General features: G+C 55.7%; 19 protein-coding genes and 1 other RNA gene. 5 read left to right on the top strand and 15 right to left on the bottom strand.

Annotated elements, in window-relative coordinates; genetic code table 11:
* Positions 1–3: 3 nt before the first annotated feature.
* The 6 genes from carB to grpE all read right to left on the bottom strand — a co-directional run bounded on the left by carB (position 4) and on the right by grpE (position 9,294).
* Positions 4–3,222 carry a carbamoyl-phosphate synthase large subunit gene (gene carB / locus CFB02_RS17675; protein WP_088559060.1) on the bottom strand — a complete coding sequence of 1,073 codons (3,219 nt, stop codon included), beginning with the start codon at positions 3,220–3,222 and terminating at the stop codon, positions 4–6.
* Positions 3,223–3,303: 81 nt separating this feature from the next.
* Positions 3,304–4,434, bottom strand: a complete 1,131-nt coding sequence (gene carA, locus CFB02_RS17670) for a glutamine-hydrolyzing carbamoyl-phosphate synthase small subunit (protein ID WP_088559059.1) — start codon at positions 4,432–4,434, stop codon at positions 3,304–3,306.
* Positions 4,435–4,628: 194 nt separating this feature from the next.
* The gene (gene dapB / locus CFB02_RS17665; protein WP_088559058.1) at positions 4,629–5,429 is read right to left on the bottom strand and encodes a 4-hydroxy-tetrahydrodipicolinate reductase; all 801 of its coding nucleotides are present in this window, start codon (positions 5,427–5,429) and stop codon (positions 4,629–4,631) included.
* 26 nt (positions 5,430–5,455) lie between these two features.
* Complete coding sequence (dnaJ, locus tag CFB02_RS17660; protein WP_088559057.1) at positions 5,456–6,598, bottom strand: molecular chaperone DnaJ; 1,143 nt, start codon at positions 6,596–6,598, stop codon at positions 5,456–5,458.
* A gap of 78 nt (positions 6,599–6,676) precedes the next feature.
* Entirely contained in the window at positions 6,677–8,602 is a 1,926-nt protein-coding gene (dnaK, locus tag CFB02_RS17655) for a molecular chaperone DnaK (protein WP_088559056.1), read from the bottom strand.
* 92 nt (positions 8,603–8,694) lie between these two features.
* Positions 8,695–9,294 (bottom strand): nucleotide exchange factor GrpE, encoded by a 600-nt coding sequence (grpE, locus tag CFB02_RS17650; RefSeq protein ID WP_088559055.1) that lies wholly within the window; start codon positions 9,292–9,294, stop codon positions 8,695–8,697.
* Between the two features lie 255 nt (positions 9,295–9,549).
* Here grpE and recN point away from each other — a divergent pair, with 255 nt between their 5' ends.
* Positions 9,550–11,229 carry a DNA repair protein RecN gene (recN, locus tag CFB02_RS17645; protein WP_088559054.1) on the top strand — a complete coding sequence of 560 codons (1,680 nt, stop codon included), beginning with the start codon at positions 9,550–9,552 and terminating at the stop codon, positions 11,227–11,229.
* A 104-nt stretch (positions 11,230–11,333) separates the two neighbouring features.
* Here recN and fur read toward each other — a convergent pair whose 3' ends face one another.
* A complete protein-coding gene (gene fur / locus CFB02_RS17640) occupies positions 11,334–11,744 on the bottom strand; it encodes a ferric iron uptake transcriptional regulator (RefSeq protein WP_088559053.1) in 411 nt (136 codons plus the stop codon).
* 122 nt (positions 11,745–11,866) lie between these two features.
* Between fur and CFB02_RS17635 the strand changes: the two genes are divergently transcribed.
* On the top strand, positions 11,867–12,193 hold the full coding sequence (locus CFB02_RS17635; RefSeq protein ID WP_088559052.1) for an outer membrane protein assembly factor BamE: 327 nt from the start codon (positions 11,867–11,869) through the stop codon (positions 12,191–12,193).
* Here CFB02_RS17635 and CFB02_RS17630 read toward each other — a convergent pair.
* The 3 genes from CFB02_RS17630 to CFB02_RS17620 form a co-directional block, all read right to left on the bottom strand.
* On the bottom strand, positions 12,187–12,477 hold the full coding sequence (locus CFB02_RS17630) for an RnfH family protein (RefSeq protein WP_008171510.1): 291 nt from the start codon (positions 12,475–12,477) through the stop codon (positions 12,187–12,189). The genes CFB02_RS17635 and CFB02_RS17630 overlap by 7 nt on opposite strands.
* The gene (locus tag CFB02_RS17625) at positions 12,474–12,920 is read right to left on the bottom strand and encodes a type II toxin-antitoxin system RatA family toxin (RefSeq protein WP_088559051.1); all 447 of its coding nucleotides are present in this window, start codon (positions 12,918–12,920) and stop codon (positions 12,474–12,476) included. Before CFB02_RS17625 ends, CFB02_RS17630 begins: the two co-directional genes overlap by 4 nt.
* 72 nt (positions 12,921–12,992) lie before the next feature.
* Positions 12,993–14,618, bottom strand: a complete 1,626-nt coding sequence (locus CFB02_RS17620; RefSeq protein WP_088559050.1) for a sodium-dependent transporter — start codon at positions 14,616–14,618, stop codon at positions 12,993–12,995.
* A 200-nt stretch (positions 14,619–14,818) separates the two neighbouring features.
* On the opposite strand from CFB02_RS17620, the gene smpB reads away from it, so the two are divergent.
* The 3 genes from smpB (at position 14,819) to ssrA (ending at position 17,312) form a co-directional block, all read left to right on the top strand.
* Complete coding sequence (gene smpB / locus CFB02_RS17615) at positions 14,819–15,298, top strand: SsrA-binding protein SmpB (RefSeq protein ID WP_008171507.1); 480 nt, start codon at positions 14,819–14,821, stop codon at positions 15,296–15,298.
* Between the two features lie 140 nt (positions 15,299–15,438).
* The gene (locus CFB02_RS17610; protein ID WP_088559049.1) at positions 15,439–16,857 is read left to right on the top strand and encodes a wax ester/triacylglycerol synthase family O-acyltransferase; all 1,419 of its coding nucleotides are present in this window, start codon (positions 15,439–15,441) and stop codon (positions 16,855–16,857) included.
* Between the two features lie 90 nt (positions 16,858–16,947).
* Positions 16,948–17,312: a transfer-messenger RNA gene (gene ssrA, locus CFB02_RS17605) on the top strand.
* Between the two features lie 227 nt (positions 17,313–17,539).
* On the opposite strand, the gene CFB02_RS17600 is transcribed toward ssrA, so the two are convergent.
* The 5 genes from CFB02_RS17600 to CFB02_RS17580 all read right to left on the bottom strand — a co-directional run bounded on the left by CFB02_RS17600 (position 17,540) and on the right by CFB02_RS17580 (position 26,377).
* Entirely contained in the window at positions 17,540–19,582 is a 2,043-nt protein-coding gene (locus CFB02_RS17600; protein ID WP_088559048.1) for an AIPR family protein, read from the bottom strand.
* Positions 19,583–19,593: 11 nt separating this feature from the next.
* A complete protein-coding gene (locus tag CFB02_RS17595; protein ID WP_088559047.1) occupies positions 19,594–20,544 on the bottom strand; it encodes a PD-(D/E)XK motif protein in 951 nt (316 codons plus the stop codon).
* Complete coding sequence (locus CFB02_RS17590; RefSeq protein ID WP_088559046.1) at positions 20,541–23,255, bottom strand: Z1 domain-containing protein; 2,715 nt, start codon at positions 23,253–23,255, stop codon at positions 20,541–20,543. Before CFB02_RS17590 ends, CFB02_RS17595 begins: the two co-directional genes overlap by 4 nt.
* Positions 23,248–24,726, bottom strand: coding sequence for an ATP-binding protein (locus CFB02_RS17585; RefSeq protein WP_088559045.1), 1,479 nt, complete (start codon positions 24,724–24,726; stop codon positions 23,248–23,250). The genes CFB02_RS17590 and CFB02_RS17585 overlap by 8 nt, the downstream gene beginning before the upstream one ends.
* An 85-nt stretch (positions 24,727–24,811) precedes the next feature.
* Positions 24,812–26,377 (bottom strand): DNA cytosine methyltransferase, encoded by a 1,566-nt coding sequence (locus CFB02_RS17580; protein ID WP_088559044.1) that lies wholly within the window; start codon positions 26,375–26,377, stop codon positions 24,812–24,814.
* Between the last annotated feature and the right edge of the window lie 49 nt (positions 26,378–26,426).

Here is a 26,426-nt window from a genome sequence, read left to right as displayed (position 1 = left end):
GTCTCACTTTCCTGCGTGAAGATCCTGGAGGCGGCGTACAGTGCGCTCCGGGCCGAACTTGATGGCCCGGCAGAAGGCTTCGCCGCCCGCCAGTGTTGTTGTGTAGGTTACCTTGGTCTGCAATGCCGACTGGCGGATCTGGGCCGAGTCGGAAATGGCCTTGCGACCTTCAGTGGTATTGATGATCAGCTGAACCTGTCCGTTCTTGATCGCGTCCACAATATGCGGACGGCCTTCACGGACCTTGTTCACCCGATCAACCTCGATTCCGGCCTCTTTCAGGGCCTTGGCGGTGCCGGTAGTAGCCACAAGCTTGAAGCCGGCGTCAACCAGATCTCGGGCCACTTTTGCGGCGCCGGGCTTGTCAACATCCCGCACCGACATGAACGCAGTGCCCTTGGCGGGCAGACGCTCACCAACAGCCAGCGCGGCTTTGGCGAAGGCTTCGTCGAAGCTGTCGCCGAGGCCCATAACCTCACCGGTCGATTTCATTTCCGGCCCAAGGATCGGATCCACCGCCGGGAACTTGTTGAACGGGAAGACCGACTCTTTCACCGCATAATAGCTGGGGATGATTTCCTGGGTGAACTCCAGCTCTTTGAGGGTCTTGCCAGCCATCACCCGGGCCGCCACCTTGGCCAAGGACACGCCGATGGCCTTGGACACGAACGGCACGGTACGCGAGGCCCGAGGGTTTACCTCGATCACGTAGATTTCGCCGTCCTGCCAGGCCAGCTGCACGTTCATCAGGCCGACCACATCCAGCTCGATCGCCATCTTCTTCACAGCTTCGCGCATGTCGTCCTGCACCTGTTTGCTCAGGCTGTAGGGCGGCAGGGAACAGGCGGAATCACCGGAGTGAACACCGGCCTGCTCAATGTGCTGCATGATGCCGCCAATGACCACGTCTTCACCGTCGCAGATGGCGTCGATGTCCACCTCGATGGCGGCGTTCAGGAAGTGGTCCAGCAGCACCGGGCTGTCGTTGGAGACCAGCACTGCGTTGCGCATGTAGCGAACCAGCTCTTCCTCGTCGTAGACGATTTCCATGGCTCGGCCGCCCAGCACATAGGACGGACGCACCACCAGCGGGTAGCCAATTTCCCGGGCTGCCACGATGCCTTCCTCGTGGCTGCGCACGGTGGCGTTTTCCGGCTGCTTCAGGCCCAGGCGGGTGATCATCTGCTGGAACCGTTCCCGGTCCTCGGCACGGTCGATGGCGTCCGGGCTGGTGCCGATGATGGGCACGCCGGCCGCTTCCAGGCCGCGGGCCAGTTTCAGCGGGGTCTGGCCACCGTACTGCACAATCACGCCCTTGGGCTTTTCGACGTGGATGATTTCCAGCACGTCTTCCAGGGTGATCGGCTCAAAGTACAACCGGTCGGAGGTGTCGTAGTCGGTGGACACGGTCTCCGGGTTGCAATTGATCATGATGGTTTCGTAGCCGTCTTCACGCATGGCCAGGGCCGCGTGCACACAGCAGTAATCGAACTCGATGCCCTGACCGATCCGGTTGGGGCCACCACCGATCACCACAATCTTCTCGCGGTCGCTGGCGTCCGACTCGCACTCTTCCTCATAGGTGGAGTACATGTAGGCGGTATCGGAGGCAAATTCGGCGGCGCAGGTATCCACGCGCTTGTACACCGGGCGGATATCCAGATCGTGGCGCAGCTTGCGCAGGCTCACCTCGGAGATGCCCAGCAGTTTGGCCAGGCGGGCATCGGAGAAGCCCTTGCGCTTGAGGCGGAACAATGTGGCCTGGTCAATGTCGGCCTTGCCGGCACTCTTCAGCGCCTGCTCTTCCTTGATCAGGTCCTCGATCTGCACCAGATACCAGGGATCCACGTGGGTATGCTCGTGCAGGTCCTCCACCGTCATTCCCGCCCGGAAGGCGTCGCCGATGTACCAGATGCGGTCGGCACCGGGCACGTTCAATTCGCGGGTCAGGGTTTCCCGGGAATTCTCGGAATCCAGGTCTTCGAGTTTCTCGTCAAAACCTTCGGAGCCCACTTCCAGACCGCGCAGGGCTTTCTGCATGGATTCCTGGAAGGTCCGGCCGATGGCCATGACCTCACCCACGGATTTCATCTGGGTGGTCAGGCGGGCGTCGGCCTGGGGGAATTTCTCGAAAGTGAAGCGGGGGATCTTGGTGACCACATAGTCGATGGACGGCTCGAACGAGGCCGGGGTGACGCCACCGGTGATTTCGTTGCGCAGCTCGTCCAGGGTGTAGCCCACCGCCAGCTTGGCGGCGACCTTGGCGATCGGGAAGCCGGTGGCCTTGGAGGCCAGCGCCGAGGAGCGGGACACCCGGGGGTTCATCTCGATGACGACCATGCGGCCGGTGTCCGGATTCATCCCGAACTGCACGTTGGAGCCGCCGGTTTCCACACCGATCTCACGCAGGACTGCCAACGAGGCGTTCCGCATGATCTGGTATTCCTTGTCGGTGAGAGTCTGGGCCGGGGCCACGGTGATGGAGTCACCGGTGTGCACACCCATGGCATCGAAGTTCTCGATGGCGCAGACAATGATGCAGTTGTCGTTTTTGTCCCGGACAACTTCCATCTCGTACTCTTTCCAGCCGATCAGGGATTCGTCGATCAGCAGTTCGTTGGTCGGGGACAGGTCCAGACCACGGGTACAGATTTCCTCGAACTCGTCGCGGTTGTAGGCAATACCGCCGCCGGAGCCGCCCATGGTGAAGGACGGGCGGATGATGCACGGGAAGCCGATGTCGTCAGCCACTTTCCAGGCTTCTTCCATGGAGTGGGCAATCGTGGCCCGCGGGCACTCGAGGCCGATCTTCTTCATGGCCTTGTCGAAGCGGTCACGGTCTTCTGCTTTATCAATGGTGTCGGCGTTGGCGCCGATCATTTCCACGCCGTGCTTTTCCAGAATGCCGTGGCGCTCGAGGTCCAGGGCGCAGTTCAGCGCAGTCTGGCCGCCCATGGTGGGCAACAGCGCATCCGGCTGCTCTTTCTCAATAATCTTCTCGACGGTCTTCCAGGTGATCGGCTCGATGTAGGTGGCATCGGCCATGACCGGGTCGGTCATGATGGTTGCCGGGTTGGAGTTAACCAGAATAACCCGGTAACCCTCTTCGCGCAGCGCCTTGCAGGCCTGGGCTCCGGAGTAATCAAACTCGCACGCCTGCCCGATCACGATGGGGCCGGCGCCCAGGATCAGGATGCTTTGGATGTCGGTACGTTTTGGCATGTCTTGGTAAACCTGTCAGCAACTTTTGAATTCTGGCAGCGCAACACGCGGCGCCCGTGAGTTTTTCCGTAGCGATCGGTCTCAGGCCGATCGCGCCTCCATCAGGCGGATAAACTCGTCAAACAGCGGGGCCACATCATGGGGGCCGGGGCTGGCTTCCGGGTGGCCCTGGAAGCTGTAGGCCGGCTTGTCGGTCCGGCGAATGCCCTGCAGGGTGCCGTCAAACAGGGACTTGTGAGTCGCCTCGACATTGGCCGGCAGAGTTGCCTCATCCACGGCAAACCCGTGGTTCTGGCTGGTGATCATCACGGTGCCGGTGGCGATATCCTGAACCGGATGGTTGGCTCCGTGGTGGCCATGCCCCATCTTCATGGTCTTGGCACCGCTGGCCAGGGCCAGCAACTGGTGCCCCAGACAGATACCAAACACCGGAATCTCGGTTTCCAGCACTTCCTTGATGGCGGCGATGGCGTAATCACAGGGCTCGGGGTCCCCGGGGCCATTGGACAGGAACACACCGTCCGGGTTCATCGCCAGAACCTCGGAGGCCGGAGTCTGCGCCGGCACCACGGTGATGTCGCAGCCGCGGGACGCGAGCATGCGAAGGATGTTCAGCTTGACACCGTAATCCCAGGCAACCACCTTGAACCGCGATTCCTCCCGCTCACCATAACCCTCTTCCAGGGTCCACTCGGTCTCTTTCCAGGACCAGATCTTGTCGGAGGTAACCTCTTTTGCCAGATCCATACCCTTGAGGCCCGGGAAGGCTTTTGCCAGTTCCAGAGCCCGCTCGGCAGTGCCGTTTTCACCGGCAACGATAGCACCGTTCTGGGAACCTTTGTCCCGGAGAATGCGGGTCAGGCGGCGGGTATCGATGTCGGCGATCCCAACAATGTTGTTGCTTCGCAGGTAATCGTCCAGAGTTCCCTTGCTACGCCAGCTGCTGGCCAGAAGAGGCAGATCGCGGATAATCAGGCCGGCGGCCTGGATGCGGTCTGACTCGATGTCTTCTTCGTTCACACCGGTGTTACCGATATGCGGGTAAGTCAGGGTAACGATCTGGCGGGAGTAGGACGGGTCGGTCAGGATTTCCTGGTAGCCGGTCATGGCGGTGTTGAACACCACTTCGCCGCTGGTTTCTCCGTCAGCGCCGATGGCTGTGCCGTAGAACAGGCTTCCGTCTGCGAGTGCAAGGATTGCTGGTGTGCTCAAGGCTTGTATCCTCATCGAGTGGCGTATCGGTTCGTCACGAACAGGAACGCAAGCGCAAATTCAGGTTGCAAAAAAGCGAGACGGAGTCTTAACTCGGTCCCGCTTTTTCAGAATCTTTGTGCAAAGGTACGCTTGGTGCAGTCAAACCGCCTTATTGTAAAAAATATGGCGCTTTGTGTCCACGAGAAATGGCCTCACTTGAGGTCCAGCACGTCCTGCATATCATAAAGCCCGGCCGGCTTATCCTTCAGCCATAAAGCTGCCCGCATGGCACCCTTGGCAAAGGTCATCCGGCTGCTGGCTTTGTGGGTCACCTCGATACGCTCACCCTCGGTGGCGAACAAGACGGTGTGATCACCGACCACATCACCCGCCCGAATGGTTTCGAAACCGATTTCCTTGCGGGTTCGCTCGCCGGTGAAACCCTCACGGCCATAGACGGCACACTCTTTCAGGTCACGACCGAGGGCATCGGCAACAACTTCACCCATGCGCAGGGCCGTCCCCGAGGGCGCGTCTTTCTTGTGGCGGTGATGGGCCTCGATAATTTCCACGTCGTAGTCGTCACCCAGGGTTGCGGCGGCGGTGCGCAGCAGGTTGAGGACGACGTTAACGCCCACGCTCATGTTGGGCGCAAACACTACCGGCGTGGACTCGGCAGCCAGGGCCAATTGCTGCTTTTCGGCGTCGGACATGCCGGTAGTGCCGATCACGAGCATTTTGCCGTTGGCCTTGCAGAACTCGGCGTTTTCCAGGGTCAGATCCGGGAAGGTGAAATCGACAAGCACATCGAAATCATCCTTCACATCGGCCAGGCTGCCGGCCATTTTGACGCCGGTTTTGCCGATCCCGGTCATTTCGCCGGCATCGGCGCCGATCAGACTACTGCCGGGCTCGACCACGGCGGCACCCAGCTTGAGACCCTCGGTGCCGTCAACGGCTTCGATCAGGACTTTTCCCATGCGCCCGGCGGCGCCGATGATTGCTACCCTCATGCTCGCGTTCCTTCTTGTCGCGCCGATCAGAATTTCATTTCGTCGAAGAAGCTTTTCACACCTTCAAACCAGGAGGTCTTCTTCGGGCCGTGCTCTGTGCCGTTACTGGCATCCAGAGTTTTCTGGAACTCTTCCAGCAACTCTTTCTGGCGCTTGGTCAGATTCACCGGCGTTTCCACAATCACACGGCATAGCAAGTCACCAGCAGGACCGCCACGAACCGGGCTGACACCCTTGTTACGCAGACGGAACAGCTTGCCGGTCTGGGTTTCCGGTGGAATCTTCAGCTTAACCCGGCCATCCAGGGTCGGCACCTCCAGCTCTCCACCCAGGGAGGCATCAACAATGCTGATGGGAACTTCGCAATAGAGGTTGCGACCATCGCGGGTGAAGATGGAATGCTCCCGCACGGCAATCTGCACATACAGATCTCCGGGAGGACCACCATCGACGCCCATCTCGCCTTCGCCGGAAAGACGAATGCGGTCGCCGGTGTCTACGCCAGGCGGCACCTTGACCGACAGTGTTTTCTCTTCCTGGACCCTGCCCTGACCGTGACAGGCCTGACAGGGGTTCCTGATAATCTGGCCGGAGCCCCGGCAGGTCGGACACGCCTGCTGTACGGTAAAGAAGCCCTGTTGCATGCGCACCTGACCCATACCCTTACAGGTACCGCAGGTTTCAGGGCGGGAGCCTTTTTCGGCACCGCTGCCGTCGCATACTTCACATTCGCGATGGCCCGGAATCTTGATCTGGACCGTCTTGCCTTTCACGGCCTCTTCCAGATCCAGCTCCAGGGTGTAGCGCAGGTCCGCACCCCGGGTGTTGCGGCCACGACCGCCGCCACCAAAGATGTCACCGAATACATCGCCGAAGATATCCGAGAAGCTGGCACCGCCGCCTCCGAATCCGCCGCCTCCGAATCCGCCGCCTCCGGCCTGGCCGTCAACGCCGGCGTGACCGAACTGGTCATAGGCAGCCCGCTTGGACGGCTCTGCCAGTACTTCGTAGGCTTCGCTGGCCTCCTTGAACTTGTTCTCGGCTTCGGTGTCGTCCGGGTTACGGTCGGGGTGGTACTTCATGGCGAGCTTTCGGTAGGCTCGCTTGATTTCCTTCTCGTCCGCGTCCCGGGAAATCCCGAGAATCTCGTAATAATCGCGCTTGGCCATGCTTTTAAAACCCTGTTTTTAAACGCGGAAAACGCGGGGATCTCCCCGCGTTTTCCAACTACCTGAGGTACGTCAGATTTATCGCTTGTCGTCGTCTTTGACTTCTTCGAACTCAGCGTCGACAGCGTCGTCAGACTTCTGGCCCTGGGCTTCTTCCTGCCCACCCGCCTGCTGGGTCTGATCCGCCTGATCTGCATACATCTTCTGGGCCAGCTCGGAAGAGACCTCGGTCAGCTTCTGAGTCTTGGCTTCGATGTCGTCCTTGTCGGAACCTTCCAGAGCGGTTTCAAGCTCCTTGATGGACGCTTCGATGGACTCTTTCTCGCTGTCGCTGACCTTGTCACCGGCTTCGTTCAATGTCTTGCGAACCGCGTGAACCATCGCGTCGCCCTGGTTACGTACCTGAACCAGCTCCTCGAACTTGCGATCTTCCTCGGCGTTGGCCTCGGCGTCCTGAACCATCTTCTCGATTTCGTCATCGTTCAAACCGGAAGAGGCCTTGATCACGATCGACTGCTCTTTACCGGTCGCCTTGTCTTTGGCGGACACGTTCAGGATACCGTTGGCGTCAATATCGAAGGTAACTTCAATCTGCGGCACACCACGCGCTGCCGGCGGAATATCAGCCAGATCGAAACGGCCCAGCGATTTGTTCTGGGCAGCCTGCTTACGCTCACCCTGAACCACGTGGATGGTTACCGCGGTCTGGTTGTCGTCCGCTGTGGAGAACGTCTGCGACTTCTTGGTCGGAATCGTGGTGTTCTTGTCGATCAGCGGAGTTGCCACACCGCCCATGGTTTCGATACCGAGGGTCAGCGGGGTTACGTCCAACAGCAGAACGTCCTTCACATCACCGGAGAGAACGGCCGCCTGGATTGCAGCACCCATCGCCACAGCTTCGTCCGGGTTAACGTCCTTGCGGGCCTCTTTGCCGAAGAACTCTTTTACTTTTTCCTGCACCAGCGGCATGCGGGTCTGACCGCCGACCAGAATAACCTCATCGACTTCGCCTGCCTTCATGCCTGCGTCCTGCAGCGCCACTTTACACGGCTCGAGGCTGCGCTGAACCAGGTCTTCTACCAGAGATTCCAGCTTGGCACGGGTCAATTTCACGTTCATGTGCTTGGGACCAGACGCGTCTGCAGTGATGTACGGCAGGTTAACGTCGGTCTGCTGGCTGCTGGAAAGCTCGATCTTGGCTTTCTCGCCAGCTTCCTTCAGACGCTGCATTGCCAGGGAATCGCCGCGCAGGTCGATACCGCTGTCTTTCTTGAACTGGTCTGCCAGGTACTCGATGATCTTCATATCAAAGTCTTCACCACCGAGGAAGGTGTCACCGTTGGTGGCCAGAACCTCAAACTGGTGCTCGCCGTCGACATCGGCAATCTCGATGATGGAAAGGTCAAAGGTGCCACCGCCCAGGTCATATACTGCCACAGTACGGTCGCCGCTTTTCTTGTCCAGGCCATAAGCCAGGGCAGCTGCAGTGGGCTCGTTGATGATCCGCTTCACTTCCAGACCGGCGATCCTGCCTGCATCTTTGGTAGCCTGACGCTGGCTGTCGTTGAAGTAAGCCGGAACAGTGATGACGGCTTCGGTCACTTTTTCACCCAGGTAGTCTTCTGCAGTTTTCTTCATCTTCTTGAGAACTTCTGCAGACACCTGTGGCGGAGCAATTTTTTCACCCTTCACTTCTACCCAGGCATCACCGTTGTCAGCCTTGGCGATTTTGTACGGCACCATCTTGATGTCTTTCTGAACCACATCGTCTTCAAAACGACGACCGATCAAACGTTTGATGGCGTAAAGAGTGTTGTTCGGGTTGGTAACCGCCTGGCGCTTGGCCGACTGGCCAACCAGGGTCTCACCATCGTCGGTGTAGGCGATGATGGACGGGGTGGTGCGATCACCCTCGGCGTTCTCGATTACCTTTACCTTGTCGCCATCCATGATGGCTACACAAGAGTTGGTCGTTCCCAGGTCGATACCGATAATCTTGCTCATTGAGTCACTCCAATTCTTCTGAATGCTTTCCAGGAGGCCGCTTGCCTCCGCTTTCGCTATTTACTGGCTATATTGGCGCTTTAATCGGCTTTTCAAGCCTGCTCATCAATTTTTGGTGCATCTTCCGCTTTCGCGACCACCACCATGGCCGGCCGCACAACACGACCATTCAGCAGATACCCTTTCTGCACCACGGCTACCACGCTGTTCGGCTCGGCATCCGGAGCAGGCACCATGGACATGGCCTCGTGATGCTGGGGATCGAACGGTTCGCCGACCGGGTTGATCTGCTCAACGTTGAATTTCTTCAGGCTGGACATGAAAAGGCTCAGGGTCATTTCCACGCCTTCGCGAATTGAGGCCACCAGTTCGCCAGATTCATCGTGACCTTCGGTGCTCTCGACCGCCTTCTCAAGGCTGTCCGCAACCGGCAGCAGCTCCTTGACGAACTTTTCCAGGGCAAACTTGTGCGCCTTCTCAACGTCGATCTCGGCCCGACGGCGCACGTTCTGCATTTCCGCCTGGGAGCGCAGAATCTGCTCCTGGAATTCCTGAACCTGAGCCTGGAGCGCTTCCACTTCGGAGGTTTCGTTGTCGCCAGCTTCGCCTTCAGCGGCCTGGGCCTCCTCTTTCGCAGCCTCGAGGGCTTCGTTCAATTCCTCGTGCTCGTTGCGGTTCTCGTCAGTGCTCATGGCTACTCCTGCTTCATCAAAAGCGGCCCGCTGTCAGTGGCCGGTTAAACATGGGCTCCGGCCGCCTCGAGCCGGAAAATGTCTTTGCGAACCGATATGGGGCCCGCTCCCCAGGTTTCAACCACCAAAGCCTGCAATCCTGAAGAAAATACCTGCCTCAGGTTTGCAAACCATAAAAACCCTGTATATATTCACAGTCACTGTATACATCTACAGTGTTTTGCCGGTTTCAGGAACAACGCGGAGGTTATCTGCATGCTGACTCAACTTACGGTTTCCAATTACGCCATCGCTGAACGGGTGGAACTCCAGTTCAGCAAGGGCATGACCGCATTGACCGGCGAGACCGGCGCCGGAAAATCCATCGTTCTGGACGCCCTCGGCCTGGCCATGGGTGGCAGAGCCGATGCCGGCGCCGTCCGGCATAGCGCCAAACGCGCCGACATCACAGCGACCTTCGACGTATCCGGCATTCCCGAGGCAACCGAATGGTTGGCAGAACACGAGCTGGATGACGACAACGACTGCATCCTGCGCCGGGTCATCAGCAAGGATGGCCGCTCCCGCGCCTACATCAATGGCCAACCCTGCCCCCTGAACCACCTCAAGGAACTGGGCGGTGTGCTAATGGATATTCACAGCCAGCATCAGCACCAGTCTCTTTTGCGCAAGGAAACCCACCGCAAGCTGGTGGACGAGTTCGCCGGCGTTGAGACCCTGGCCGCTGAAACACGGGAAGCCTGGAAATCCTGGAACCAGATCCGCCAGCGGCTGACCGAACGCCAGCAGAATGCCGCTGAAGCGGAGGCCAAACTCCAGCTTTTGCGGTATCAAGTGGAAGAACTGGATCGTCTTGCCCTGGAAGCGGGCGAGCAGGAAAACCTGGAACAGGAACAGGCCCAGCTTAGCCAGGCGGATACGGTTCTGCACAACAGCCATCAGGCCGCCCTGCTTTGCACCGAGGATGAAACCAGCGCAGTGGATCTGGTGCGCCAGGCGTTACAGCAGCTGGAGCAGCTTCCGGTGGATGTTCCCGCACTGGCAGACACGATCCAGATGCTGAACGAAGCCCAGATTCAGATCAGTGAGGCCGGCGACAACCTTCGCCACTTCGTCGAGGACTACGAGGCCGATCCGGCTCGACTGGCGGAAGTGGAAGAACGGCTGAGCGCCATCTACCAGATGGCCCGCAAACACCGGATCACACCGGAAGAATTACCGGAACTGCATCAGCGCCTGAGTGCCGAGCTGGCCGAGCTGGACGGTGGCGAAGGCAGCCTGGAGCAGCTGGCCGCAGAGCTGGACAGCCAGCGCGGACGCTTCGATGAACTGGCCGCGGAGCTGTCAGAGGCCCGCGCCAAGGCCGCCGCCGAACTGGATCAGCGGGTCGCAGCGGAGCTCGCCCAGTTGAGCATGCCCAACATGCAGTTCATTACTCACCTGAACCGCAGTAACGCTGGCGAGCCGGCGCCCCACGGACTGGAAGAGATTGAATTCCTGGTCAGCGCCAACCCGGGGCAGCCTGCGCGGCCACTGGCCAAAGTAGCCTCCGGCGGCGAACTGTCGCGGATCAGCCTTGCCATCCAGGTGGTGGTTGCCCAGACATCAACCACACCCACACTGGTGTTCGATGAAGTGGATGTCGGCATTGGCGGCGGCACGGCTGAGGTGGTTGGCCGACTGTTACGGACTCTTGGCGGCAACGGGCAGGTGCTTTGCGTCACCCACCTGCCGCAAGTTGCCGCCCAGTGTCATCAGCACCTGTTTGTCAGCAAGTTCACCGAGCAGGATGCCACCTTCTCGAAAATCGAGACGCTGGACGATCAGGGCAGAATCAGTGAAGTGGCGAGAATGCTGGGAGGCGTGGACATGACCGAACATACGATCGCTCATGCCAGGGAAATGTTTTCAAAGGGGCAGGCAACCCATCACTGAACCGCGAGCAACTATCCACTACCCCTCTCGATCCTGAGAGCTGTTGGGGCGGGCCATAGACCCGCCCCTTTTTTCGTTCTTCCAGCAAACTGCCTGAGCCAGGCTCAGGACTTGATGGGCTTAACGTACAGAATCAGGCTGTGATCGACGATTTCGAAACCGTGCTCTTCGGCAATCTTCTTTTGTCGTTCTTCAATGATCTCGTCGACAAACTCGACTACCTCACCCGTCTGGGTGCACACCATATGGTCGTGGTGGTCGTCGCCGGCCATCTCGAACACGGCATGGCCACCCTCGAAATTGTGACGCAGTACCAGCCCTGCGGCTTCAAACTGCGTCAGCACCCGGTAGACTGTTGCCAGCCCCACGTCATCGCCTTGCTCCAGAAGCTTCTTGTATACATCTTCAGCACTGAGGTGATGCTCCTCCGCGGTCTCCAGAATATTGAAGATTTTGACCCGCGGCAGAGTCACTTTCAGACCGACTTTTCGTAATTCGGCGTTTTCGGATGACATGTTACTATTCACTCTTTGGTGTGCCTCACGGCTTCCGGTATGATGAAGCCGCCATTGAACGGTTAACCCGTGTCACACCTGCCTCTGGCAGGCGATTTTAAGATAGAGGATTTCCCCCGGCGATGCAAAAGCTCACAGCTCTCATTCTCACTTTCGTTCTATCCGGTTGCGCTTTCCCGGGCGTCTACAAAATCAACGTCCAGCAGGGGAACATCGTTACCGATGAAGAGCTGACGCAGCTGACCGAGGGCATGCCACGCAGCCAGGTGCACGCCGTGATGGGAACACCGCTCATGCTCAACCCGGTTGACCCCTCCCGCGAATACTACGTGTATACCTTCCAGAGAGAAGGCGGGGACATCCAGGAACAGCGCATCATCGTGTACTACGAGAACGACCAGTACGCCTATTACGAGGCACAACTGCTGGAAGAAACGCCGGCCTACTGAGCCTGATCTTTCTTTTTCGCCCGATTCAGTCGTGCCTGCTTCGGATCGATCTTCAGCGGGCGATACAGTTCCACCCGGTCACCTTCACGCAGTTCGTGGGCGGCCGGGTCCTTGATCACCTTCCCGAACACGCCCATATCAATCGTATCCGGATCGATCTCCGGAAAAATATCGCTGATCCCGGACAGCTTGGCCGCTTCCAGGGCCGTCGTGCCCTCGGGCACATTCACCGGCACAATTTCCTGCCGGTCAGGCCGGGCATAGGCCACTTCCACCTGAATCATGCACCCTCCTTCCGGTAGAGCTCATCAGCGCGCCGGCAAAAGGCATCCACCATCGTATTGGCCGCCTGACTGAATATCGGCCCGAAGGTCATCCTTGAAAGCGATCCGGAGAATTCGAACTCCAGGGTCAGGATCACCTTGCAGGCGTTCTCGTCCAGGGATTTGAAATGCCAGCGACCGGTCAGGTTGCGAAAAGGGCCATCCACCAGGTTCATCTCGATCGCCTCCGGCATCAGCAACTGATTCCGGGTTGTGAGCGTGTGCCGCACCCCACCCTTGGCAATTTCAAGCGACGCTGTCACCTGCTCGGGCTGGCGCTCATGAATCTCCGCGCCGGCACACCAGGGGAGAAACTCCGGGTAACGGGCGATGTCATTCACCAGGTGAAACATGCGCTCGGCGGAGTGCATAACCAAAGCTGTTTTATCAATCTGATGGGGCATTGGAACCGGTTGTCCTGCTGGCAAACACACTGTGAAAAAGTTGCAGACTTCGGGGAAGGAAGACAGCCTCAATCACACGCTATCATAAAGGATATCGTCCTGTTTTGGGGCTTTTTCGCCTGACTTACCACCACTTTCCTCCACCCCCGGCGGCTTCTGGTCTGACGCGGGCGCTGTCTTCTCAGCCTCGGCGGCTTTCTCCTCCGGCTCGGCGGGCGTAGCGGCAAAAGGCCGATCTCTCGCTGGTACTTCCCCGTCTTCCGAGACCATGGCAGCGGGCTGATCGCACCAGGCGGCAACATTGCCGTTGCTGCACAGGTTAGCCAATGAAAAGGCCGTGTACTGGACTCCTATCCAGGCAACAACGAGGGGCAGCACTAGGCGCATCACCCAGAACCAGATGCGGGCGAACAGTTTTGGCGTTGCGCCGAGCATGGTACCCGAAAGGTGTCGGGTCAGGCACCAGCCGGTAAACAGCGCAATCAGGATGGCCACGAGCGGGATCAGCAAGCCACCGGTGACCAGCTCCAGCCAGCGGAATATGGTGGCGCCGCCCATCCTCTCCTCGGCCCAGACATTAAACGACAGCAGAGACGCGAGCCCCGCCAGCCACACCGACAGACCAATCAGCAGCACCGACAGCGCCCTGGGCGCCCCGGTCCACTCGCGGAACCAGCCCACGATGGGCTCCAGCAGATTCAGGGATGTGGTCCAGACAATCAGCACCACCATCAGAAAAACAGCGGCGATCACGAACTGGCTCGCGGGCAACTGGGCCAGCGTAACCGGCATGGAAATAAAGAGCAGGCTGAAGCCCCGTTCACCGTCAAAGCTGTTGCCGTCTGTTGCGATCGCGAAGATCATCAGGCCAGCCAGGATCGCCACCAGGGTATCCATCAGCACCACGGCCAGAATCGAACGCTTCAGACGGGTTTGGGGCGTGGTGTACGAGCCCAGTATCGCCCAGACACCCATACCGAGCCCGAGCGTAAAAAAGGCATGAAACAATGCGGCTTTCAGGCTTTCCCAGGAAAGGTCCTCCGGATGCATGGCCAGAATGTGGTTGATGGCCCCGTCGATCCGACCATGCCAGGCAGCCAGGGCGAACAGCACGAGCATCAGTACCAGGGCGCCCGGCACAACCACCCTGAGGGCCCTTTCCAGCCCCCTGACTACGCCCTGCGCCGAGACCCAGAGCACCAGTAGCAGAAAGAAGATATGCCAGCCCATGAATACCCGGTACTGCCTGGGGTCGGACACCAGCCCCGCCAGAATCCCGGTTGCCTCTGCCTCACCGGCGCCGGAGAAACGGCCAAGTGCGCCGAAGAACACGTAAGCCAGAGCAATGGATCCGAAGACTGCCGTAAAAGAGAGCACCAGAAAGGCGGCCAGTATGCTGAGCCGGCCAACCGCCATCCAGGCCCGGGACTGCCTGGCACTGCGAATCAGCCCGTCCATGGCCAGCACAATGCCGTGGCGGGAATACCGACCAACAGCCGCTTCGGTCACCATCAGTGGCAGGGTCACCAGCAACAGACAGGCGAGGTAAAGCAGGATGAACAGGCCACCACCATGCAGACTGGCCAGATACGGGAACTGCCACAGGTTGGCAAGGCCCACGGTAGCGCCCACTGCGGCCCAGAAGAAGGTTGATTTTCGGGTAAAGGACCCGATATGTGTCTGATACGGCTTAGGCATTCGTTTCCCTGAGGCCACTCAACAGGTCGGGGAGAAAGTCTGGGCCAGTATTGTAGCTGAAGGATCACGTCGCGCACGAACCGGACACCGCCACAACGCCGAATTCGTGACCGGTCCGCCACTGTTGGGCTACAATGCGCCTTTTTCCGGCTGCAGCAAGGCCGGCCCGTTCATTCGTCCGACCCCGGATTCATTGATTCATGAGCAAGAAAAAACCCGGAACGCCGAGCAATACCATTGCGCTGAACAAAAAGGCGAAGCACGAGTATCACATTGAGGAACGCTTTGAAGCGGGCCTCTCCCTGCTGGGCTGGGAAGTGAAGTCCCTGCGTGCGGGCAAGGCCCAGCTGGTGGACGCCTATGTGCTGCTCAAGGACGGCGAAGCCTGGTTGCTCGGCTCTCACATTACCCCGTTGATTGCGGCCTCCACCCACGTGATCGCAGACCCTACGCGCACGCGCAAGCTCCTGCTTCACGCCAAGGAAATTGCCAAGATCGTTGGCAAGGTCAACCAGGCCGGCTACACCTGCATTCCGCTGGCGTTGTACTGGAAAAACAACAAGGTCAAATGCGAAATCGCCCTGGTAAAAGGCAAGAAGCTGTTCGACAAGCGCGCCACCGAGAAAGAACGCGACTGGAACCGCCAGAAGCAACGCATCCTGCGCGAAACCAACGTTTGATCCTGCCCGCCACCAATTAACAAATACCTGACGCCGGTCATGGCCGGCGTGAGCCGGTATGTCGCATACTCACTCTCTTTGTTCAGAATTCCATCGGGCCTATACTCGGGAACTCCGGTGCATGGCAAAGGGAGCCGCTTATGTCACCCAAACAGATACCTATGTCCGCCGTAGACCGCGCGTGGCTGCGCATGGACACCCCTCAGAACCCCATGATGATCTGTGGGGTATGGACGCTGGAGCGGCCGATTTCCATGAGCCGCCTCAGGCACACCCTTGAAGAGCGATTTCTCTGCTTCGACCGGTTCCGGCAACGGGTGATCGACACCGGAGACCGGGCCTACTGGCAGTACGATCCGCTGTTCGACCTGGACAATCACCTGCACCGAATCGCCCTGCCGGGCAAGGCCGACAAAGCAGAGCTCCAGAAGCTGGTCAGTGACATGAACAGCACCTCGCTGGATTTCCGGCAACCGCTCTGGCAAATGCACTACATCGACAATTACGGCGACGGCGGCGCGCTACTCATCCGCATTCACCATTGCATTGCCGATGGCATCTCGCTGGTTCGTGTAATGCTGTCACTCACCGACAAAACGCCGGAACCCAGGCTGGGCAAAGTCGCCCGCAAGCGTCGCTCCAAGCCCGGCAGGAAATCGGCCATCCAGAACTTCCTGCACCGTGCCGTGGACAGCGCGCAGACAGCCACCAACCAGGCCAGACTGTTTATCCAGTCCGTCCGCGAGGAGCCCAACTACCCGTTAAAACTGGCCACCACCGCCAGCGGTGTCGCCCTTGACCTCCTGAAACTGGGCCTGGCGCCCGGCGAACCCACAACCGGCCTGAAAAAGCCCTTATCCGGGCGCAAACAAGTGGCCTGGGCCGACCCCCTCGACCTTGCCGAGGTAAAGGCCTGCGCCAAGGCTCTGGGAGGCACCATCAACGATGCCCTCCTTTGCACCGTCACCGGCGCTTTGCAGAGACATTTTGCCGCCCACAAGGAAACCATCCCCGAGTGTGGCATTCGGGTTGCCGTGCCGTTCAACCTGCGCCCTCTTGATCAGCCCATCGAAACCCTGGGCAACAAGTTCGGGCTCGTACTGGTTACCCTGCCGGTGGAGGTGAGAGACCCGCTCATGTGCTTCCGCCAGGTGCAGGAGAACATGAACCGGCTCAAGCGGTCCTATCAGGCTCAGGTTACCTACAGCCTGCTTGATATCTTCGGGCGCGGCCCCGATGTTATTGAACGAAGGGCCCTGGATCTGCTCAGCAACAAGGCCTCGGCGGTACTGACCAACGTACCCGGCCCGAAAGAGCCTCTGTATCTGGCGGGCAGCAAGCTGACCCAGCCCATGTTCTGGGTTCCCCAGAGCGGCAGCATTGGTATTGGCATGAGTATTCTCAGTTATGCCGGCACCGTGCAATTCGGCATCACCGTGGACAAGGCGATTCACGCTGACCCGGACGCCGTGATGGGCTACTTCCGGGAAAGCTTCGAGGCCCTGAGCCACGCGGCCCTGGCAGGCCGCCATGACGCCATTGAGCGCAAGGCCAGCTAGGGTTCTAGGTACATCTACAGCCCCGAAAGCACAAAACTGCAACAAAGAAACCTTGAAGTCCGGCAAACCGGACACATATACTGAAGGTAAGGGGACGACATGGCTTCGACGCCGGTGGCGAACCCTTGAGTGCATGTCGAGATGGCAGCCAATCTCGTTAATCCAAAGCTGCAACGCAATAGTCGCAAACGACGAAAACTACGCACTAGCAGCGTAAGCTGCTAGTCGTCCTGACCGGGTCGCCCGTAGCCCGGAAGCAACATCTCAGGACGTCATCGCTTACGGGATGCTCCGTTACCCAGAGTTCACTGGTTAACGGCTAAGATTTAAAGAACTCGGTTCTTGCACCCTGGCTCTCGGGTCGCTTGAACTTAAATCAATAGAGAGACGCTAAACATGTAGACCTCAAGGCTGAGTACTGGCGGACGCGGGTTCAATTCCCGCCGTCTCCACCAAACAACCAATCTAAAAAGCCCGATAAAACAGTGTTTTATCGGGCTTTTTGGGTTTTAGGGAATATCTGTTTTTTAGATAGCACTGAAATTCTTGATTATTTTTTTATTAATAAAATCAAGTATTTAAGTTTTTGGATACCCCAATTCTGCCCCATTGAAATGCCCCAATGCGTGCCCCCAACTACCCAAACCCTACCCTATAACGTTCTCAGTCGAGGTACCGCTGCTCAGGATTGAAGGAAGTCCTTGTACTTTTCTTTAAGTTTGAACAGAACATTTGCCTGTTTTTCCGAGGGAAATTGCGCCGGGTTCTTCGCGACCCTGAGAATGCCCATTAACGATGGAGTCGCCTCTCCCTCCTCCATCAACAACTCCTCCAGCCGCGTCCAAACATGTGCAGGAGTATTCAACACATCACTCTGAGCCTGAATGCCCTTATCCAGCGTCTGGGTTTTCCTCGCCTCTTTTTCACTGTCCTTGGCCGCCTCCCGAGAAATCAGCACAGCCCCGAGATCATCCGTTCTGCACTCGATCTGCTTGACCGATTCCCAGAAAGCCTTTCGTTTCGCCAACTCACTGGGGTTACCAACTGGCCGGTTCTCATCAAGCAGTAATCCATTTACTGAACGGGCCAGCTCCAAGAGTCTATTGATGAGAATTTCAGGGATTACCTGCCCCCTCCAGATTGCGTCTACATCCAGCTCTTGTTTATTTTTCGCTATTTCGTGTGACAGGCGAGCAATTGCGTATGTCACAAGATTCGCACGGTATCCGGCGTACCATGCTTCCTTGAGAATCGCTCTTTCAAGCGCCCGGAATATACTGGCCCTACTAACCAGTTTCCTGAAAAAGAACTCGTTGAACTTCGTATCATCCGACTCCCATTGCTCATCTATAAGGTCGGCAAACACAGCGAAGTTCTTTTGAGCCCCTTTACTCACCTCATGGGGAAGCTCTTCCCACGAATTCATGATCTTGGCGACGTCCGTTTTTGTTAGGAGCTGGGAGCGAGGATTGATCTTCTGGAACTGTTTTTTCTTGGCTGGCGTAAGGTAAGCCTGAGCATCGAGGTATTGCCCCCGTGCGCGCTCATAGAACCAGTGTGTTTGTGCCGACTGCCCAGCTTTTACAGGCACCCAGACCCGCCTAGAAATCTCTTCCAATCGGATATGAAATGGATGATTGGAAAAGAGGTCTGCTTCCGAGACTTTATTCTGTGAATTCGCGAACCTTGCGATTTTTGCGACCAGGGAGGATGGATCCTCCTCGGGCAGCACAGTCAACTTAACCTGTATAGAAATGCCGGACATGTCGGCTTTATCACGAATGGCCGCACTGTATATCGAGGCCGTAGTTTGCCCACCGTTTACAATCTGAAGATCTTCAACTTTTTCTATGAACTGACCACTATCCCCATCTTTGACAACTGCGGCCTTGGCAGTTGCGGTAAGCCCATTATTAAATGCGAAGAAGTTACCGGGATCATGAATAATGGTGTTCCTGATCCCTTTGTTTACCTTCCCTCGATGCTGGAGAAAGCTCCTTACGTTCTGTTCGAGAAGCCGACTACCCCACTTACCATATAGATCAACCAGTAGCTGGGCAGGAAAGACTGTGAGAACCGATAACCCCCCATCTCCACCTTTTGGACGATTAGATACGATGCAGGGCAGAGGCGCATCAGAGAAGTCCACAATCATCTCCTCACGCTCTCTCCGGGAAGACTCCAGCTTGTAGATTCTTCGCAGATCCCAGAGATCGACAGTACATGGGCGGCCATCGAGATCATCAAAGCTCGGGACCGAGGCACGTTCCGCAAGGGGCCGGTTTGAAAGCACTACGAGTTTCACTCTTGCAATCTCTGGCCAACTATCCCTGATGAATTTTGCTGCAAGGTAGCAGCTGCTGGTTGGCTCAAAATAATCCATCAGGTTTCCGCTTATAGCGCGGACCGCGAACCTCGAAAGCTTCTTCACAGCAGACTCAATATCAGCTTTCAAAAGACGCCTTGGCTCTTCCGCTGTATCCAGAATCGAAATAAACAGGGAGAGACAGAAATTGTTCTCATCATAGGAGTAGCCATCAAATGCCCAACGACCAGCACCATCGATGCCATCTTCTATAATCGAAAAGTCTTCAAATTCCCCAGCGTCCGAGAGAAGCTCAAGAATGTAGGACAAATATTCATAGGTAATTACGCTCCCCTCAACGTCTGCTGATGCGTGCAAATGCTCGACAAGTGAAACGTAGTACTCAGTCAATTCGTCCATGGACAACTACCTCAGAAGGAACCAGGCTCGCACCGGAAAACAGATATCTGCTCAAGATCAATTACGTATTGCGCTTTTGTTATAGCTGCGGACACAGTCGAGGGGGTGATTCTCGGGAACTTGGAATGGACACGGTAAAAAGTCGGCTCCCCCACAACAAAACTCATCGATTGATAGTACGGCTCTTCCACATACCCATAAGCCAAGAGCAGCTCATCGAGGAACGGCTCCTGTTTTTCAGCCAGCTTGTCACGCACGGTATCAATAATTTCGGGGAGGCTAGTCCCTTTCATTTCAGTGCTCAAAGTGCATGGATAACAAGCCAGGTAAAGATCCTGTGTGCACTCCAATTGCTGAATAGAGGAAATCTTTATCGTTCTGTCATCAGGGCTGTAGGCCTTGACCTCAACGGCCAAGGACTCATTTTCGCTAAGGAAGTCCTGTGATCTGCCTAACGGCCCCAACCAGCCATGAATTCCATTCCCATTCTGCCTCAACAACCAGTGGTCTCGGAGGAAGGACAGCTCCGACACCAGGCCAAGACACTGCTGCAAAGAAAGCCGATTTACTCCGGACTCAAAAAGCCTTTGCCAGGATCTTACTCTCCGTCGGAGGATTGCATGGGTTTCATTGGGATCTCGTAGCTTTGAACAACTATCAATCAGGTCGAGACAAAGCCGGTAAAACACGGTTGCCAGCTCAGATTCTCCAATTACTACACCGATGTAGACCGACCCTTTATCCCCAATCTTTAGCCCCTTGAGTCTTTTAGTCGAACTAAGGTCTGCACCTTCAATGCTATTCTCATCTTTTTTAGAGACTCGCATGGCAAGACCATATTCACCGTTCCTGGTTTTTATCCAAAACCAACGGTTTACGCTCTCCCCGCCAACGGAGAGCGTATTGAGCATTCCTGATTGAGGTTTTTCAAGTCGACTCCAGGGCACTTCAGCAACACTCATACCTCTGCTTCCACGGTAATCTCAGCTCCATATTTCTGGAACCAATCAATGTTTACACTCCAGAGTACGTCCGGCTGTGGTGCCGCGAGCGGAGGAATGGATATTGCCCAGCCAAGTACCGTAGTTTCTCTGACTCTGTTCTCCCCACTCTCGTCAAATTCACAGGCGTTGATGACATGAAAGATCAACACCGGTTTCTTGTTGGGAGTATGCCTCGCAGCAGCATCGGGGAGTTTTCCATTTTCATTGAGAGCCGATTCGTACTCGGTTTTTTTGAGACCGAATGCTTCTACGCCAGGATCCACAATATTCTTATTTCGTTTCCGGCTCAGCCTCAGCTCATCTTGATTCTTGGGGTTCTTCGGATCATCCTTGACAACAGACCGCATGATTTTCTTGAACGTCCAGCTTCCAAACTCATCCCAATATCCCTCACGCTCCTGTTTGGGCTGGTATACAAATACGTCCCAGAAAGGAAATTCCTCACTCGCGCCCTCTTTTAAAAACTTAATAAAAAGATCGTTTTCTGACCAGAAGCCACAACTCGGATGATTCGCCAGCTTATTCAAACAGTCTATTACGGCAGACGCAGGCACGTTGCCGAACCCTACATGTTGCCGATGCACTTCCGGCAAGTCTGATTCCGGAATCCTTCGGTCTTTGATCGAATCCAAGAACTTGACGAATTCCTTTAAATTATCCTCAATTCTCCCTGAATCAGAGTAGACGCAATCTGTCTGAAGTAATCGATCGTCGAACCGCATCCTTGTTGTCATCGTCGTCGCCGTTCGCATCTTGTTCGGTGCGGTAACCATAAGTGCATCGGGAGAAGCCTGAACGCGAAGGCCGAACTCCCGGGGCGTCATTCGCTTCTTCTGCATCTCAGCTGCCTGCTCTCTGAGATTGTCTGAGGCCTCCGAAATATGGGCATACCAATCCAACGACTCGCTGGTAATCCAGAGCTTCAAAAGATCCTGGTAATGATCCCGGTAGCCATACCAGCGGCCCATTTGCATAAGACTGTCGTACATCACCGAGCGACGGTAGAAGTAACTCACGACAAGGCCCTCCAAGGTAAGACCTCGGCTGAGCTTCAGACCGCCCACAGCTATCTGTTTTTCCGGCCCACCGTCCTCATAGATGAGAGAGTCACCAGACTTACTATGCACTGTGACAACAACCGGCTTTTTCATGTCGCCAAGAGCGTCACAGACCTCACGCCAAGACTCTTGCCCATCGAGATCCGAATAATGCCGGTTCCAATCATCGAATAGAGCAGCCAGATTCGACGACCTCTCCTGAGGCATCGGCTTGCGTATGTAGAGTTGGATTGCCCCCCATATCTCATCAAGGTATGCATCAACATGCGGTGAAATGTCCGACTGCACAGATGTCAGCCTAGACATATTAATTAGCATCGAGTCATGGATCTTTTTAATAACACCTTTCTTCCGCCGAATGTCTTTCACTGCGCTCGCGAGAAGAAAAACCCTGATGGCCTCCTTGAGTGACTCTGGAATCGATTCAACAGCGGTTCCCGGTCTGTGTACCAGAGGCAAATGCTCATCCGCATCATTGATAACTTCACAAATTTTTTCTGATCGATCGTCGTTCCTGAAGAAAAACCTCGCCCCGCAGTAATTATTTGGCGGCTCGAGAGCCACAAGAAAATCTTTTGGGAACAGATCATCAGTATCAGAGGTGTCACCCTCTGAATCGGGATGTATAAAAATATTGGCAAACGGAGTGGCCGTGTAAGCGACGTAACTTATTTTTTTACACGAATGGATCACTTCCCTGATAAGCCGATTTATTGTTTTCGGATCCTCATCGGCCTCACCAGTATTTACCGAGGCATTATCGGCCTCATCATCAATCAGAAGTACTGGCTCTGAGATCATTTTTTCATTGCTATTCACGTCTGATCTTAACCAGTGAACTAGGCGTTCAAGCATGAATTTGTTCTTCTTCGTCACTGCCAGAATGGGGCCATTGATTCCTAATATTCTGTAGCGGGGATTCTTTTTGATATCGTCGTTCTGATCGGTAATACAGAATGGCAACTCAGCTCCGACCTTGCGCCCCACGCCAATGGTTCTTGTTTGAGCGTCCTTACCACCACTTCCCGCGTGTGAGATGCTTCCGACAAAGTCCTCGTCGAGCCGTTCCTGCGTTTGCTGCCTGAGATCTTCAATGGTGCCGGTAAGGACTATGATCAGCTTGTACCCTACGTCTGCCGCTTTATTTATAAGGGCAGTGTAGTTGTTGGTTTTTCCGGCTTGAACGTCGCCAATTACCATACCTCGACGACGAAAGGGCCTCTCTGAGAGGGGGTCGCCTATGAGCCCCAGGATACGGTTGGTGTCTGAATGGGTTCGCCTGAGAACATTGCCGGGTATCCCCTTCGTATTGAAATAGTCGGCATATCGGTTCCAGAACTTCCATTCTGTATCTGCAATTCTGTCCTCGGTAAGCCACTCTTTCTGGTCTTCCGGGTCAATGAGAATTGAGGCTTCGCCAACGGTGATTGCAATCCTCCTTCGCACCTCGGCTTCGATCTCTTCTACAGTCTGTTCATCAAGGTTAAGGTCTTCAGCAAATTCGGACAGCTGCTCGTCCAGCCAATCCTTGGTGACATCGCCGGGGAGGTCATGGGAGTCCTTTTCTATCTGAGTGGCAACCATCTCTATTTTTTTTGCATTCTTACTCATGTTCCCCGCTCTCGACTCGTCCAATTAATTTTTTGATCGCCTCATAAGAGAAGCCAAAATTACTATCGCTCGCGATCGAGTTTGCAATGATCTCATCATCAATACCGGCATTCAGTAGACTCGCGACCATCTCCTGCAACTCGGCCTCATCATCAGAATGGCCAACTTTAATATCGTCAGAGGAGAGGTCGTTTTTTATCAGTTCGACTGGCAAGGATTCCTCTATCAGAGACAGCAAAGCTGCTTCAGCCGGCGTCCTTGCTGACTTTCCCAGCAAACCCTTTACTAATGAATGATGCCGGTCAATTCGATAGCGAATCTGGTTTCTATCCCGGTCGTAGACCCGCTCCCATATCGGGTGAAGATCCAGCGAGGGCATCCTGGCCCTCTTGGTGAACGTCGAGTTCGATTTCTGGCACACGTTTCGAACGACACGTTTTAGCTGGTCCCGAAGCGTCGCGGGCAGCTCCACTCGGGATTTCTTAACGTCGAGACTCCAAAGTTCGTCAGAGTCATTGTCAAAATCAACTTGTACCCGAGCCAGCTTGTTTGCTTCTGATGTCTTGATCAGCCTTTGCCATCCACCGTGGAGGATCAGCCGTCCCGCACGATAGACGTACAGGCCTTGACCCGAGTGGTAATCGCCATTCTTCGATATCGAGTTCAAGTGGCTATGACTTAGCTTTGAGGGGTGAGGTAGGAGGTAGCTTCTCACCCTGATTCGGTGGTTACTTACTCGAAGTTGTTCGTCGGAAAGAAGCGTGGAAGCAGGGGCCTCTTGGGGTGGGCGGACACCGAAGGGATCCATTGGAGAAACGGCATTATCATTTACGGACATCTTTACACGCTTCACTTCGTCGCCAGATACAAAACGATGAAACGTCAAACCAAGATGCTCTTTAACCTCTACTATGCGCTTCTCAAAAAACGTCTGAGCATTGACGGATGTCGAATCCATGACCCGATCCAAATCATCCCAAACTACAGCAGTACCAGCCTCAAACAGGTAGTCGATTTCTTCCAGAATCTGTTTGCAATGGTCCTCTGGTAAAACCTCCACCGCCCAGATGTTTTCCTTCTCGACCAGCGACAGATTCCATCTTAGGCCATACCACTCAGTCCCAGGATGATTACGCGATATGACTGACAGGTTTTTGCATTGAGAAAAAGACGCCGTTTTAAGACCGAGCCCAAATCGACCCAAGTCTGTCTTGGATCGAGTGGCCTTCGAACTCAGGCCACCTAACCGCATAGCATCTGCCAGCTCCCCAGGCGACATCCCTTTCCCATCATCCTTAATCGCAAGCCTCGGAGAACCGTTGCCCCAATCAGCGAAGATGTCTATTTGTGAGGCTCCAGCGGAAATCGAGTTGTCGATTACATCTGCTACTGCTGAATCCAGCGAATATCCAATGCTTCGCAAACTATCCAGAAAAGGCCCAGCCTCCGGGGCTAAGGGTATACGATCCATATATCCGCCTTCCAAGTTGGGCGCTTAAAAACACTTTTGTTCGCACTGAAGAAACGCCCGATTTGCTTATCACCCTACCTAACTGTCAGGACCTCAGCAAATCATAGACAACACCCGCAATTTTTCTCGCCAGCAAGGGCGGCACAGCGTTACCGACTTGAACATATTGCTCAGTCCGGTTCCCCTCAAAGTAATAATTGTCTGGAAATGTCTGGATTCTTGCAGCTTCTCGTACTGTGAGGCTTCGACACTGCGAAGGGTCATAATGGATGAAGTAGTGACCATCCTTTGCTATGTGACTGGTTACGGTGCTGGGGGTGCGCGTTCGAGCCTGGACCTTGAACCGGTCTACAAAATGCCCCGACTTCCAGTTCCTGTGGGCCGGAACGAGCGATTCCGGAAAATCCTTTGCTGTTGGTGAAGCACCTGAATTCAGCATCGCGAATGAGCTGGCAAACAGATAACGAAAAATATCTGCCGGCATATGACTACGTGCATTGTGGTTAAGACATCCGTGCAGGCGTGGATCTGAAAACCAATTTGCTAACGGATTGCTTTCGATAAGCCCTGTATCCTTACTTGTAGAGCTTACGAAATTTCCGCCTTGAGAAAGCTCCGAGGACGCAGCTCCATTCAATGGAAACCCTTCGGGTAAGTCATACCCTTTTGCCAGCAACTCACGGCGGACTGCTTCAGCTGCCTGTCGCAGGTTCTCACGCCAGGCGTCGAACGTATTGGCCACTTTCGTAAGGCCGCTCCGCAGCTGCGGAAGGTCTCCAATGGCATCTTGAGTTGTGAGACCTGGCCCAACCTCCGGCAGCACTACAGACGGCGACTGCCTCTTCAGAACATCTCTGCGAACACCCAGAAGAATTACTCGATGCCGGGTTTGAGGCACCCCATATTCCTCGGCCCTTATGAGATAGTCAGCGCTTGAGGAGTACGAACGGTCACCAAGAGCGTCTGCCTCAGGAAGGGGCGCGACAAGAGAAAAGATCTCATACTCAGAACCTTGTAAGTCGCCAACGACTTTCCCGGGATTTTTCAAATCCTTGAGTATGGCATCGAAGATCAGCTTTCCGTGGATTTTTGCACTGAGGATGCCGCGAACGTTTTCCATAACAAAAACTTCCGGCTGCACCTCATCCAGGATCTCAAGATACTCCTTGTACAGAAAATGTCTTCCGTCAGTCTCAGGGGTATAGCCATCTATACCCTTGTTGCGGGCTCTCCCTACAACACTGTATGCCTGACAGGGAGGGCCGCCAATAACGACCTTCGCCCCATCATGGTCACGAGTGGCCCTTTTTACTCTGCGTACGATTTCTTTGTGATGTTTTTCGTCACCCAGCGTCCTGGGACCACCCAAAGTCTCAGCTTCTGCCGCCTCGCTTTCAGCCTTGAATTGGCTGAACAGTTCCTGTCTAAGCTCCGGATTCCCAGACCTCACGTAGTCATAGTATTCCTCGGGAGCCCGATCGAACTGGCGAAAAAAAGCTCGAAGCGTTAGCGTTTTATGCGCACTGGCGTCTCGCTCAACCGAGGCTGCGAGCTTGAAGGGTCGATGCCCGGAATCAGCAAACGATGAGAATCCTTCTCCAAGCCCGCCCGGCCCAGCAAAAAGGTCAACTATCAATATGTTAGAACTCATTTCGACCCAATTTTCCGAAGTAAAGCGGTTAGGATACCACCACCGCCCA

It is taken from the genome of Marinobacter sp. es.042 (genome assembly GCF_900188315.1).
In the GTDB taxonomy this organism is placed as follows: Bacteria; Pseudomonadota; Gammaproteobacteria; order Pseudomonadales; family Oleiphilaceae; genus Marinobacter.
The sequence above is the reverse complement of the archived record's forward strand: the minus strand, read 5'-3'. Positions and strand labels throughout refer to the sequence as shown.